The organism is Cohnella mopanensis (assembly GCF_022352055.1).
Taxonomy (GTDB): Bacteria; Bacillota; Bacilli; order Paenibacillales; family Paenibacillaceae; genus Cohnella; species Cohnella mopanensis.
In genome coordinates this window covers 111,133-124,356 of sequence record NZ_JAKRWM010000008.1, presented here as the reverse complement: position 1 = coordinate 124,356, position 13,224 = coordinate 111,133, and the positions used below count along the sequence as shown (strand labels likewise).

General features: G+C 47.2%; 14 protein-coding genes. 9 read left to right on the top strand and 5 right to left on the bottom strand.

The window, feature by feature from the left end; genetic code table 11:
- Window positions 1-199 precede the first annotated feature (199 nt).
- The 4 genes from L3D05_RS13485 to L3D05_RS13470 all read left to right on the top strand — a co-directional run bounded on the left by L3D05_RS13485 (window position 200) and on the right by L3D05_RS13470 (window position 4,971).
- Window positions 200-2,635 carry a heavy metal translocating P-type ATPase gene (locus L3D05_RS13485; protein WP_239616577.1) on the top strand — a complete coding sequence of 812 codons (2,436 nt, stop codon included), beginning with the start codon at window positions 200-202 and terminating at the stop codon, window positions 2,633-2,635.
- A gap of 26 nt (window positions 2,636-2,661) precedes the next feature.
- Window positions 2,662-3,489 carry a DUF8832 domain-containing protein gene (locus L3D05_RS13480; RefSeq protein WP_239616576.1) on the top strand — a complete coding sequence of 276 codons (828 nt, stop codon included), beginning with the start codon at window positions 2,662-2,664 and terminating at the stop codon, window positions 3,487-3,489.
- 156 nt (window positions 3,490-3,645) lie between these two features.
- Window positions 3,646-4,263, top strand: a complete 618-nt coding sequence (locus tag L3D05_RS13475) for a DNA-3-methyladenine glycosylase family protein (protein WP_239616575.1) — start codon at window positions 3,646-3,648, stop codon at window positions 4,261-4,263.
- A gap of 21 nt (window positions 4,264-4,284) precedes the next feature.
- Window positions 4,285-4,971 (top strand): DNA alkylation repair protein, encoded by a 687-nt coding sequence (locus L3D05_RS13470; RefSeq protein WP_239616888.1) that lies wholly within the window; start codon window positions 4,285-4,287, stop codon window positions 4,969-4,971.
- 9 nt (window positions 4,972-4,980) lie between these two features.
- Here L3D05_RS13470 and L3D05_RS13465 read toward each other — a convergent pair whose 3' ends face one another.
- From L3D05_RS13465 to L3D05_RS13450, 4 genes are read right to left on the bottom strand one after another with little or no spacing between them, the layout of a single operon-like run.
- Window positions 4,981-5,799, bottom strand: coding sequence for an SPL family radical SAM protein (locus L3D05_RS13465; RefSeq protein WP_239616574.1), 819 nt, complete (start codon window positions 5,797-5,799; stop codon window positions 4,981-4,983).
- Between the two features lie 22 nt (window positions 5,800-5,821).
- The gene (locus tag L3D05_RS13460) at window positions 5,822-6,535 is read right to left on the bottom strand and encodes a 2OG-Fe(II) oxygenase (protein WP_239616573.1); all 714 of its coding nucleotides are present in this window, start codon (window positions 6,533-6,535) and stop codon (window positions 5,822-5,824) included.
- A gap of 5 nt (window positions 6,536-6,540) precedes the next feature.
- Complete coding sequence (locus L3D05_RS13455) at window positions 6,541-7,074, bottom strand: methylated-DNA--[protein]-cysteine S-methyltransferase (protein WP_239616572.1); 534 nt, start codon at window positions 7,072-7,074, stop codon at window positions 6,541-6,543.
- Complete coding sequence (locus L3D05_RS13450) at window positions 7,058-7,657, bottom strand: bifunctional transcriptional activator/DNA repair enzyme AdaA (RefSeq protein WP_239616571.1); 600 nt, start codon at window positions 7,655-7,657, stop codon at window positions 7,058-7,060. The genes L3D05_RS13455 and L3D05_RS13450 overlap by 17 nt, the downstream gene beginning before the upstream one ends.
- A gap of 112 nt (window positions 7,658-7,769) precedes the next feature.
- On the opposite strand from L3D05_RS13450, the gene L3D05_RS13445 reads away from it, so the two are divergent.
- The 3 genes from L3D05_RS13445 (at window position 7,770) to L3D05_RS13435 (ending at window position 10,594) form a co-directional block, all read left to right on the top strand.
- Window positions 7,770-8,540, top strand: a complete 771-nt coding sequence (locus L3D05_RS13445) for a spermidine synthase (RefSeq protein WP_239616570.1) — start codon at window positions 7,770-7,772, stop codon at window positions 8,538-8,540.
- Between the two features lie 205 nt (window positions 8,541-8,745).
- Window positions 8,746-9,978, top strand: a complete 1,233-nt coding sequence (locus tag L3D05_RS13440) for a peptidase (RefSeq protein WP_239616569.1) — start codon at window positions 8,746-8,748, stop codon at window positions 9,976-9,978.
- 157 nt (window positions 9,979-10,135) lie between these two features.
- The gene (locus L3D05_RS13435) at window positions 10,136-10,594 is read left to right on the top strand and encodes a GlcG/HbpS family heme-binding protein (protein ID WP_239616568.1); all 459 of its coding nucleotides are present in this window, start codon (window positions 10,136-10,138) and stop codon (window positions 10,592-10,594) included.
- 68 nt (window positions 10,595-10,662) lie between these two features.
- On the opposite strand, the gene L3D05_RS13430 is transcribed toward L3D05_RS13435, so the two are convergent.
- Entirely contained in the window at window positions 10,663-11,388 is a 726-nt protein-coding gene (locus L3D05_RS13430) for a hypothetical protein (RefSeq protein ID WP_239616567.1), read from the bottom strand.
- 197 nt (window positions 11,389-11,585) lie between these two features.
- Between L3D05_RS13430 and L3D05_RS13425 the strand changes: the two genes are divergently transcribed.
- Window positions 11,586-12,512: a tyrosine-type recombinase/integrase gene (locus tag L3D05_RS13425; RefSeq protein ID WP_239616566.1), complete on the top strand. Its 927-nt coding sequence runs from the start codon at window positions 11,586-11,588 to the stop codon at window positions 12,510-12,512.
- A gap of 74 nt (window positions 12,513-12,586) precedes the next feature.
- Window positions 12,587-13,048 carry a MarR family winged helix-turn-helix transcriptional regulator gene (locus L3D05_RS13420; RefSeq protein WP_239616565.1) on the top strand — a complete coding sequence of 154 codons (462 nt, stop codon included), beginning with the start codon at window positions 12,587-12,589 and terminating at the stop codon, window positions 13,046-13,048.
- Window positions 13,049-13,224 lie beyond the last annotated feature (176 nt).

Genomic DNA, 13,224 nt, shown 5'->3' with positions numbered 1-13,224 from the left:
CCAAGTTGGTATGGCGGTTTTTTTGTTATCCATTTTGACAAAATACGATGGAGGGGGATGCCGCGGGGGGATATAATCAGCCGAAGCACCCTGCAAAAGTCGTTTAAATATTAGTTAATTTCTGTTGTTGACATACCATAGGGGGGTATCGTAAAATTGCATTACAGAGATTGCATATGACATGAAAAAGGTGAAGAAGATGAGCAACGCTAAACAAACAGTTCCTGCGGAGCTAGTGACGTTACAAATTACCGGTATGACTTGCGCGGCTTGCGCGAACAGAATCGAAAAAGGCTTGAACAAACTTGATGGCGTCGCCCAAGCGAATGTTAATTTCGCAATGGAACAAGCTTCCGTCAACTTCGATCCGTCACAAGTCAATATGTCGCAATTGGAGCAGAAAATTCACGATCTGGGTTACGGCACGGTCAAGGAATCCATCGATTTCGACATTATCGGAATGACTTGCGCAGCCTGCGCTACAAGGATTGAGAAAGGCTTAAATAAGCTAAACGGCGTGCAGGCTTCGGTCAATCTGGCTTTAGAGACTGCCCATGTCGAATACAATCCGTCCCTCGCAAGCTCGGCGGAGATGATCAAGAAGGTCGAGCAGTTAGGCTATCAGGCGAAGCCGAAGAGCGACAAAGCAAGCGAAGGTGTAATCGACCATAAGAAAAAAGAAATTCGCATGCTGCAATTGAGATTGCTGATCTCCGCGATACTTTCTTTCCCGCTTCTATGGGCGATGGTGGGTCACTTCTCTTTTACGCAGTGGATATGGGTACCTGATCTGTTCATGAATCAGTGGTTTCAATTAACTTTAGCCACGCCGGTTCAGTTCATTATAGGAAGCCGCTTCTATGTCGGGGCTTACAAAGCGCTTCGTAACGGCAGCGCGAATATGGACGTACTTGTCGCTTTAGGTACGTCTGCCGCTTACTTCTACAGCCTATACTTAACTATTGAATCGTTGAATGCGCATGGCCATCATCAAGTCGAAATGTATTACGAAACGAGTGCCGTCCTTATTACGTTGATCTTGCTTGGCAAAGTATTCGAGACGTTAGCGAAAGGTCGTTCTTCCGAGGCGATCAAAGCGCTAATGGGTCTACAAGCCAAGACGGCTATCGTAATAAGAGAAGGCCAGGAAGTCAGTATTCCGGTAGAAGATGTCGTCACCGGAGACGTAATCATGGTGAAACCGGGAGAAAAAGTGCCGGTCGACGGCGAAGTGCTGGAAGGGATGTCTGCAGTCGACGAGTCGATGCTGACCGGGGAAAGCATCCCGGTAGACAAGCAGAAAGGCGATCTAGTGATCGGGGCAACGCTGAACAAAAACGGGGTTCTCCACGTGAGAGCAACGAAAGTAGGCAAAGAAACGGCTCTCTCGCAAATCATTAAAGTCGTCGAAGAAGCGCAAGGCTCCAAAGCACCGATTCAAAGAGTAGCGGACGTTATCTCCGGGATATTCGTTCCGATCGTCGTGGCGATCGCTGTCGTTGCGTTCCTAGTCTGGTACTTCGCGGTCGAGCCCGGAAATTTCGCGGAAGCATTGGAGAAAGCGATCGCGGTGCTCGTCATTGCATGCCCTTGCGCGCTAGGTTTAGCGACTCCGACTTCGATCATGGCCGGTTCCGGACGTTCAGCCGAGCTCGGAATTTTGTTTAAGGGCGGAGAACATCTGGAAACGACTCATCATGTGGATACGGTCGTATTGGATAAAACCGGCACGGTAACGAAAGGGAAACCGGAGTTGACCGATGTGCGAATCGAGCTAGGTTATGATCGGGAGCAGCTTCTTTCTTGGATCGGAGCGGCTGAGAAAAATTCGGAGCATCCGCTCGCGGAAGCGATTGTGGCGGGCATTCAAGAGCAGGGAATATCGTTACCGCCTTCTGATTTCTTTCAAGCGATCCCGGGCTTCGGAATCGAAGCGACTGTCGAGGGTAACGAATTGCTTGTCGGAACCCGGAAGCTGATGGCTCAACGTAACGTGAATGCAGAATCAGCATTAGAAGAGATGAGCAAGCTGGAATCGATCGGTAAAACAGCGATGCTGGTCGCGGTTAATGGCCAATATGCGGGAATGGTCGCCGTTGCGGATACGATTAAAGAGACTTCGATGTTGGCGGTTGCCAGAATGAAGCAATTGGGCTTGCACGTCGTCATGATTACGGGGGACAACGAACGTACGGCAAAGGCGATAGCCAGCCAAGTCGGAATTGATCACGTACTCGCGGAAGTGTTGCCGGACGGCAAAGCAAACGAGGTCAAAAAGCTGCAGCAAAGCGGCAAGAAGGTTGCCATGGTCGGTGATGGAATCAATGATGCACCGGCCTTGGCGACAGCCGATATCGGCATGGCAATTGGAACGGGAACGGACGTAGCGATGGAAGCAGCGGATGTTACCTTAATGCGCGGAGACTTGAACAGCATCCCGGATGCGATCGCGATGAGCCAGAAGACGATGACGAACGTGAAGCAGAATCTGTTCTGGGCGCTCGCTTATAATGTCATCGGCATTCCGATAGCGGCGCTTGGTTTCCTTGCGCCTTGGCTTGCCGGAGCGGCAATGGCGTTGAGCTCCGTATCCGTAGTCTTAAATGCTTTGCGTCTGCAAAGAGCAAAAGTATAGAATTAAGAAAGCGTTGGTGGGATCGTATGAAACGAATCTCTTTGTTAGCTTTAATGGCGGTGATGTTATTCATCGCCGCTTGCGGCAAACAGGATAAGCAAGTCTCTGGCGGGCATGGTGCGCATGGCGGAGAACATAGCGAAGAGCAAGCGAGCGAGCAGATGCCGATAACGAACGTGGTTTGGACGTTATCGTCCGAATCGCCGAAATCGGGAGAGAACATAGGAATAACGATTCAAATACAAAGCTCAGGCGGACAACCCGTCGAACAGTTCGATATCAATCATGAGAGGAAGCTTCATCTCATTGTCGTTAGTCGTGATTTGAGCTATTTCGATCATCTACATCCCGAGTACAAGGGCAAGGGCCAGTTTGAAGTTTCGACGGTACTTCCAGCCGGAGGCGACTACAAGCTCATAGCGGATTACATTCCTACGGGGGGAGAGGCGACTACGAATTCGAAGTGGATTAAGGTGAGCGGTCCATCTGCTTCGCCTACTCCGATCAAGCCGTCGAGTGAGCATTCCGTCATCGTGGACGGAATACAAGCGACTCTGGACAACGACCGTCCCGAAGCAGGAAAGGAGTTTGAATTGAACTTCAAGCTTGCCGATGCGAAGAGCGGGAAGCCGATCACGGATCTAGAACCGTACTTAGGCGCAGTCGGCCATGTAGTCATTATTAGCGAGGATACGGAACGGTATCTGCATGTCCATCCGATGGATGAGAAGGCGGTAGGTCCGGATGCGAAGTTCATGACGACTTTCCCTAGTGCCGGAATCTATAAGATATGGGGCCAATTTCAACGTAACGGAAAGACGTTCATCGCTCCGTTCGTCGTGGATGTGAAATGATGAGGCAGAAGGTTGATCCATTAAGCTATTGCGATAGCCGCGGATCAGCCTTCTGCTTATTTCTGTTTCATTATCTTGCTGTTATACTCGAATAACCGTACATATAGGCACGCATGGGGTATAGTGAATGTGTGTCTGAATAGGGGGAGATGCGTCATGCGAACAGCTAGCACGAAATACTTCGACTATGGGCAAGATGAGATAGATTACTTGGCGAGCGCAGACCCTTTACTCGGTGCTGCGATGATTAGAATCGGCAAGCTTGAGCGGATTATCCATTCCGATTTGTTCGAAGCGCTTGTCCATGCCATTGTTGGACAACTCATTTCTGCAAAAGCCGTAAATACGATATGGGCTAAAATGCAAAATCGATTAGGCGAAATGACTCCTCCTAATTTGGTTCAGTATTCCGCCGACGAGATTCAAAGCTGCGGGATTACGATGAAAAAAGCCGTTTGTATCCGGCATATCGCCGAGAGCATAGTAGACGGCACGTTTCGTCTGGACGAATTGCAGAATATGAACGATCAAGAGGTTATTCGACAATTAACGGCATTAAATGGCGTTGGCCAATGGACGACGGAAATGCTGCTTATTCATGCCTTGGAACGTCGCGATGTCGTCAGTTGGGGAGATATCGCCATCCGCCGGGGGATGATGAAGCTATATGGCTTACAGACGATAACGAAAGAGCAATTCGAACATTACCGCAAGCGGTATTCGCCGCTTGGTTCGATCGCCTCTATTTATTTATGGGAAATTTCTAGCGAGTGATGATAGGGAGCATAAGATATGTTGGAGAAAACGATCAAAAACCGGCTGTTCGAACTAGCAGAACCGGAATATCAGAAATTCGCCGCGGCGCTCATTCCGAACATCGACAACGTGCTGGGCGTTCGGTTACCCGAAGTGCGTAAGCTCGCTCTTAGGATCGCGAAGGGGGATTGGCGTTCGTATCTTAAGCAAGCGGAAGACGAGTATTTCGAAGAAGTGATGCTGCAAGGAATGGTGATCGGTTACCTTCAAACGGATATCGAGGAAATCCTCGACGCGATCGCTGCGTTTGTTCCGAAGATAAATAACTGGTCTGTCTGCGATAGCTTCTGTATCGGTCTCAAATTCACGAAAACGAACAAAATCCGCGTATGGAGTTTCTTACAGTCTTATTTACTGTCCGAGCAAGAATACGAAATCCGTTTCGGAGTCGTGATGCTCTTGGATTATTACGTCGAAGAGGAATACATCGGTCGAGTTCTGCAACGATTGGATGCCATTAAGCATAACGGTTATTACGTTAAAATGGCGGTCGCTTGGGCCATATCGATCTGTTACGTCCTCTTACCTGAACCGACCATGGCTTATTTGACAAGCCGGACCTCATTAGATGATTTTACTTATAACAAAGCGTTGCAAAAAATAACGGAATCAACCCGAGTTGACCAATCTACGAAGCAGCGGATCCGAAGCATGAAACGAAAATAACGAGTGTCGTTAAGGCTCGAACCCTTCTTGGCTAATATGGATTTCATCCTCATCGAAAACTCGCTTTAACCCCTCGTATACTTTGCGGTAAGCGGAAGGGTGATACCATTCTTGCATGCTTTTCTGTTCATACAACGATTCGATGCCCAATTGGCGAGTGCGTTTGCCGCTGCTGCCGTCTCCCATGAAATAATCATCCAAGCATACCCGAGTGACTAGCGGACGCAGTTTATCCGGGAAAGCCGGACTGCTCGGTAGCAGAGGGGCAATCGCGGCTTGCGTCGGAACCCCGGCTTCAGCTAATAACTGGAGTGTCTTAAATCTGGCTGCAAGAGGTGGGGCGTTCGGCGTAAAATGTTTACGAATATCCTCCAGATCGGTTTCGATCGTCATACTGACGCGAACCTTGTCCTTAAGCTGCAACAATAGATCGATATCTCTTCGTACAAGAGGGCTTCGGGTTTGCACCAACAGAAAATCGGGCGGTTCGTTGACCATTACCTCTAATAAGGAGCGAGTGATTGCTTCCTTGTGCTCGATGGGTTGATAAGGATCGGTGCTCGATGACATGAAGAGGGTGACGCGGCCTTTCGCTTTAGCTTTCCGTAGCTCCTTGCCGAATACGTCCGCAGCATGTTGCTTGATGTCGACCCACGTTCCCCACTCGGCGTTCCGGAATATCGAGACCGGCATCTGCCTGACATAACAATACGAACAGCCGAAAGAGCAGCCCGTATAAGGATTTAATGAATGAGTATAACCGCTTAGAAAACCGGTACCTTTATTCAGCAGCGTTTTCGGAGTTTTGTATAAGTATTGCGGATTCATTGGATTGTCCCTCAATTTCGCATCATTTGGCATCATGAAAAATAATGCCTAAGCTATATCTCGTCCCCGATGTGATCGTACTTACGCCATGGCGGAGCGTTGTGCGATAATGACCCCGGGAACCCGACACCGGTCGATACTGTGTTGGAAAAATCAGTCCTTCGCCTTGTTCAAGCGTAATGACGTGCCCGCGGCTTTGCGCTCGCGGTCGTTGTTCAACAAGCAGGAATTCGCCCCCGGAGTAGTGTTCATTCCTTTGATTAAGGGCAAACACGATTTGAAAGGGGAAAGCAACGTCACCGTATAAATCTTGATGCATGCAGTTATAGCCGCCGGTCTCGTACTTCAATACCAGTGGAGTAGAACGGGTTTGGCCTTCGCTATGGCAATGCTCAAGAAACTGCGACAACGTCGGCGGGTATACGGCCGTGCGGCCAAGCTGTGAAAGCCATCGATTCGCCGTCTGAGCAAGCTCGGGGTATAATCCTTCGCGTAGCTGCTGCAGCAAGGAAGGGAGGGGTGCATCGAAATACTTGTACTCCCCTATGCCGAAACGATATCTAGCCATATCGATCGTTTTCCGAAATAGGCTTGGTTGCTCATAGGTACCTATGATGTCATTACACTCGGATCGGTTAAGCAGAGATGGGATTTTGGCAAATCCGACTTCGTCTAAGCTTTGCTGCAGCGAATTCCAATCGAGCTGCGCGATCCGTATAGCCAGTTGTTCCGTCATCCTGGTTACCTCATCTCCGGTAAGGATACTCCTTCTAGATCCAACAGCTTCGTCTTCATGTCCATGCCGCCACGATAACCCGTTAAGGCACCGTTTTTTCCAATCACGCGATGGCAAGGGATCGTGATGAGTACAGGGTTAGCGCCTATGGCAGCACCGACTGCGCGAACCGCGGCCGGCTTACGGATATGCTCGGCAATATCCGAATAGGACTTGGTTTGTCCGTATGGAATGTCGCGCAGAGCGTTCCAGACGGCGAGTTGAAAGGGAGTGCCACGAACGTCAATAGGCATCGCGAAGTTCAAGCGCGTTCCTTCCAAATATTCGACGAGTTCATCCGTAAAGGGTTTAAGCTTCTCGTTATCTTGAATTAACGTGTAGCCAGGGAAGCGGGACTGAGTCCAATCTACGAGTTGCTGCAAAGGGTAATTAGGGGAGCCGACGTAACAAAGACCAACGGAAGTAGCCGAGAGGTGCAGGTTCCAATCCCGATATGTTAAAGTTGTCCAGTACATAGGTAATTTAGTTAGATCGCTCATCTGAGTTTATCTCCTTTGTATGATCGAATCGAGTTTGTCTATAAGATTCGGGAGTTTGTCCGGTTCGTTGTTTAAATAAAGTAATGAAATACGGCGCGTTCGGCAGTCCAACGTCCTTGCCGATCTCGGCAATGGATTTGTCCGTTGTATCTAGCAGCGTTTTGGCTTGAGCGATCCGAATTTGTTGGATGTATTCTACAGGCGTGAGGCCTCGGACTTTCTTGAAAATCCGATGAAGATGATAGGGACTGCCATGGCTCATGTCGGCTAGATGTTGGAGCGTAAGTTTCTCCCTATAATAATGATCAATATAATGGGTAACCAAGCTGACCCATTCGTCATCCGGCAATCGTTGACCCGTCGGTTTGCATCTCTTGCAAGGGCGATAATTAGCGGCTAACGCTTGCTCCGCGGTTTGGAATAACCCGATATTTTCCTTGTTGGGCGGTTTTGATTTGCAAGAAGGCCTGCAGAAGATGCCAGTCGTCTTCACTGCATAATAAAACTGTCCGTCGAAGGAAGCATCGTTGTTGATAATGGCCAGCCATCTGTCGTCCGTTAGTGTTACCGGTTCGTATCCCATGAACAATCACCTCCACGAACAGTATAACCGCAATAATAAGCGTTTGTACGGTTTCTCGAATGGAATAGCAAGATATCGAAATGCAGGCTTTGCCTGAAGGAGGTCGCGGATTGTGTATGTACTAGCCGAAGAATCTAGCGAATATAACACTGAGATTAAGGTGGTTGAGACAACTCAGTTATATGGAAAGCTGGGCAAATTTCGATGCCTGCAATTCGCGGACGATGCGATACAAGGAGCGATCGACCTTAAAGATCCGAAAAGGATCGTATTGGACTATCAGAAAGCCGTCATTCAATTAATGGCATTAATTGAACCGTTATTCGACCAAGTATTCATAATTGGACACGGGATTGGGACGATCTCTAGCCATCATCCGGATAAGAGAGTAAAGGTTGCCGAAATCGATGCAAAGGTCGTGGAATTAAGCAGACGGTTGTTCGATTATCAATTAGATAACGTGGCTGTCGGAGACGGACGCGAGATGCTGAACAACGAACATTCCGATTGTTACGATTATATTGTTTTGGATGCATTTACGCCTAAGGGAACACCGTTTCATTTCACCACATTACCATTCTTGCAGATGACAAGCGGGAAATTGAATGCTAGGGGAACCCTTCTGATGAACGTATTCGGTAAACCGAAAAACGATAGGCTGATTAATGCGATCTTTTCGACGCTTAGAGAAGCGTATCCCTACACGAAAGGGTATACCCTTCCCGCGAAGAACGACTCCGAAATTCGAAATATGATCCTATTGGGGAGCAAACAGCCGATTAAGCTTTCGGAGGGTACTGTGCCTGGTTTAATGGAAATAGAGCTAGAAGAGGGTCATCTTCTCATGGACAGCGACTCTAAGTTTCTTGAACGATTTGATTGATTTACCGATAAATAGAAGGGATTGTCACATTCTGATCACATTTACCGAATACGAATAAGCCGTATCCGCAAGTCCTGCAACATTCCAACAGTAGCTACGTCTAGGACGTTGTTAGCAAGCAAGATTTAACAATAGTTTTTGCGGCATTTGCGATACTCCATACTCGTATGATGCTCACCTACACAACTTACTGGAGGAATGACAAATGAAAAAAATGCAAAAGGTGTTAACGACGGCTTCCATTCTAGCGATGACAGTGATGCCGATGGCAGCGACCGCGCAGGACGTTCCGCCTCCGACGATTCATAACGGGCAAGGCTTCATCGTTAATCAAACGAAAGCAGCTCCGGCAACTATGGGGCAAATCACGAATTTCGTAAACGATAAATCAGGCAAGTTTATTACCGTTACCGGTCGCGGACTTGCCGTGAACGATCAAAGCGAAATCATTCTATCCATTACCAAAGATACTAAGATCATAGATTCCAAAGGTAAAAAAGTTGCTCTACAAACGATAATAGACGGTAAAAAAGTCGTCAAAGCTTTCTACGGTCCTAACATTACTAGAAGTCTACCGCCGATCGGACAAGCGTTAACGCTTGTTGTCCAAGATAAAAGCTTCCTTGGAATCGAAGGTACGGTAACATCCGTAAGCGATAAGGGAATTCTCGTGACGGGCAAGGATCTGTATTCCGACAATGAAAGTTCTGTTTTGCTGCATTTCGCGGAGAAGGCTTCGATCATCGATCAGGAAGGTAAAGCAATCAAAGCAAGCGAGATCCAGCCGGGCATGGGCATTAAAGCCTTCTATGGCCCTGCAGCTACGATGAGCATTCCTCCGCAATCGTCTACGAATTATGTCGTGGTGAATACTGCGGTTAAAGAAACGGAAGAGGCTGCCGGAACGGAAGGAATCATTACCAACGTAACCGACAAGACGATTACCGTGATTGGAGATCCGATGAAACAAGGCGGGACCAATTATGTCATTCTCACCGTTGACGAGGATACGGAAATTGTCGACGAGAACGGGAATCCGCTAACGAAAGATGCTATTAAAGTGGATATCCGCGTCGCTGCTTCGTATGGTCCGGTAATGACCATGATCTATCCGGCTCAAACGCATGCCGATAAAATCGTGATTAAAGCGATTTCGAACGCGGTTAAAGTAGAAGGAACGATCGTTGCATCGGACCGTACGACCAAGGGACAAGTTTACGTGAATGTAGGTTCTGATGCATCTACGGCAAACGACGTGATCCTGAATATTTCAGACTCGACTAAAGTGATCCCCCTTCTAGCAGGTGGCACGGAGTTAAGAGCAGGCACGAAAATCGTAGCTTATCATTCTCCTGAAATGACGGATTCGTTACCCGGTATAACGAACGCCGAGATCGTTCTTGTCATTTCTGAAGAAAATGCGGTTACGCCTAGATAACAACCGTATACTAGCGACTTAAGCGAAAAGCCCATTGTCCCTGTTATTTAAAGCGGGCAGTGGGCTTTTCCGCGCTGATTAGTAACTGGATATTCACCTATTCGACTGAACGGTCATAATTTATCCATGAAGCGGCAACGAAGAAGGAGTGGATAGATTGTACAAATTGACCTTGGATACGGCTAAGAAATTGATGGCCGTTGCGGAACAAAAAGCCCGGCAGATGGGACTTAACAGCGATATCGCTATTGTAGACGAGGGAGGGAATCTGGTCGCTTTCCACCGGATGGATAATGCGCGGATAGCCGGAATCGACATTTCACAAAGCAAAGCTTGGACTAGCGTGGCGATGCAGATGCCTACGGCCAACCTTGCTCAATCCGCGCAACCAGGCGGGCCAACGTTCGGCATTAATACAACGAACCATGGTAAACTCGTTATTCTAGGCGGTGGTATTCCTCTAATGCACGAAGGTAAAATTGTCGGAGGGATCGGCGTGAGCGGAGGGACGAGCGCTCAAGATATCGAAGTTGCGACGGCAGCCGTTCAAGCTTTCGAGAACACGCGAGGTCACGCTTCGTATGCAACTGGGCGTATAGGCTCCATTCCATTATAATATCCCCAAAATAACGCTTAAAAGGAATGCCACAAGTGCATTCCTTTTTTACGCTCCACCCGTATTAATTAATAGTTGGTTCTATCAAGAATGCTGTCAAGATTGTCCGAATTAATAGTTAGAAATCCGAATCCAGTACCATATGGCTTATGTTCCACATAGTCGTAAAAATTTCGCTGATGAGAGAAATAAATTGATTCAATACCTGTAAAATGCGACGGCCTGACGAAAAAGACAGTTACACCAAAATTAGATATTTTTTCATTGATATAAAACTCAGCGATTTTCTTTATTCGTTGTTTCTCCTCTTCTTTATCTGGCTCATTTTCGGTCTCCATGACGATATCCACTCTACAATGGCCAATATTATTTTTGGGATCGATATTAAGCTGATCTCCATCATCGTACAAGCCAATAACACAATTGGAGAAATTTATAATGTTCCCCTCAAAGAATTGGGCATTGTTGTTATCCGACAGCTCTTGAAGCTGTTCGCTCATAATGGTAACTCCGTAATCGTCATGCATCCTGCCATAATCCTTGTCAATTTGTACCTGAAACTTATACTTCGGACGTGATTTAGAGTGTGCCATCACCTTATATCCCGGCACTTCGGATAAAGAATTGTATGAAGATTCGCGGCGATTCATCACGCTATCTACAATAAATTCTTCCTTATATTTATCTTTTAATTGAGCCTCAACTTCCTTTTTAACTGCTCTGCCTGCCAATGTACAACCACCTAACATCAAAGAAGCTATTGCTAGTGTTACTAAAAGAGTTTTAGTTCTCATATGGAATTCTCCTAGAATAGTTGTATACTAGAGACTTTTTATTCCTAATGATATCATAAAATGGTACTAAATGATTGATGTAATAACCGAATTTAATTGCATGAAATATGAATTTCACGCAATTTGCATTGTAAGCCGATTATTCGGTATGATTAATAGTCTGATAGGCACGAAGTCATCTGGGGGAACGCTTGAAAATGAACAAACATGAGGTTGCGGAAAAGTATGAAACGGAATTGCGCATGTTTCTCATCTGGATGAAAAATCGGGGCATGACGCAAGCAACGCAGCGAGCATACATGAATGATACGCGCAATTATCTTCATTCCATCTATCCGATGGAATTGAATCAAGCGGGCAAACTCGAGGTGATGGGTTTTCTATCCACTTCCCGCGAACGGGGAGCAGGAGATGAAGCGAGGAATCGTAAACTATCCTCGTTAAGGGCATTGTACCGGGCATTAATAGAATTAGAGTTGTTAAAGAGTAATCCGGCTGCTGCCGTTGCCAAGTCTAAGCAAGAGAAGAATAGAATTCCCGTCTATCTAGAAGAGGAACAGCTGGAAACGATGTTCGGTGCGATCGAAGGGAAGTACCGGGTTCGCAACGTGACGATCCTGTTTCTCATGGCATACGCCGGGCTAAGGGTTGGAGAGGTGCACCGGCTGAACACGATGGACTTAACGGAAGACGGGCTGATCCATATTCTGGGGAAAGGGCGTAAGTGGCGCGTAATTCCGTTGCCTGAAGCCATTCATGCGTTCATGCGTCTGTCGTTGGAGAAAAGAATCGTTCCGAGGCAAAGCAAGGAAAAGGCGTTCTTCGTCTCCCAATTCGGTCGCAGGTTGTCTATTCGTATGATCCAGACGCTCGCGGACGAGACGCTTGCTAGACTGGCTGCAAGAATGCCCGCCTTAAGGGATAAAAAACTTTCAAGCCACAAGCTTAGGCATTCTTTTGCCACGATGCAAATTCGCAGAGGTACGGATATTCGTACGCTTCAAGAGCTTCTCGGCCATTCTAGCATCGAGACGACGCAAATCTATACGCACGTCGATAACCGCCAATTAAAGCAGGCGATGAGCAATATCGCGGATCGGATTCCCAATTTGCGATTCCAATGACGTCAAAGGGACTGGCACATTGAACCCGTTTCTAATATCATGTACACTTAACTTTAGAAATGAGGTGGGTAGCTATGAAAAGCGAGATCACTCCGGAAACGAGAAGATTAATCGAAACTTTCGAGAGGTTTGCCAAAGCCGATTGGCGCAGGCAATCCATTCAACGTATAAAACCTAGCGAGCTCCGGGTGCTGATGCGGATTAGGGAAATTTCACGCGAGAACGACCAAGGGGTCATGGTTTCCGAAATCAGTAGAAGACTCGCCATTACTTCGCCTACCGTCACGCAGATTATCAAGAGCTTGCATACGAACGGATACATCGAGAAGGCAGTCGATGCAAGGGATCGACGGGTATCCGATATTAGATTGTCGGAAGCCGGCGAGCAAATCGTGGATAAGATGGGCAAGCGAATCGAACAAGCTTTTACAGGACTTATCGAGAAATTAGGGAAAGAACAAAGCGAAACGCTTATCGTTTTGTTGGATCAAGTTTTTGAATACTTCGATAAAGAAGCCAAACATTTGTTTGATTGATCTTATCGATTCGGATAATAGTTCAGTCTGCTACGCTGCCCTAACTAAGGCGGCATGGTAGGCCGGGCTGTTCTTTTTTTCGTTGATAATATCATTTTCGACAATTAAATAGGTTGTAAACCTAATTAAATTATGTTTTAATAAAGCTGTGGAGAAACGGTATAGATACAAGAGAG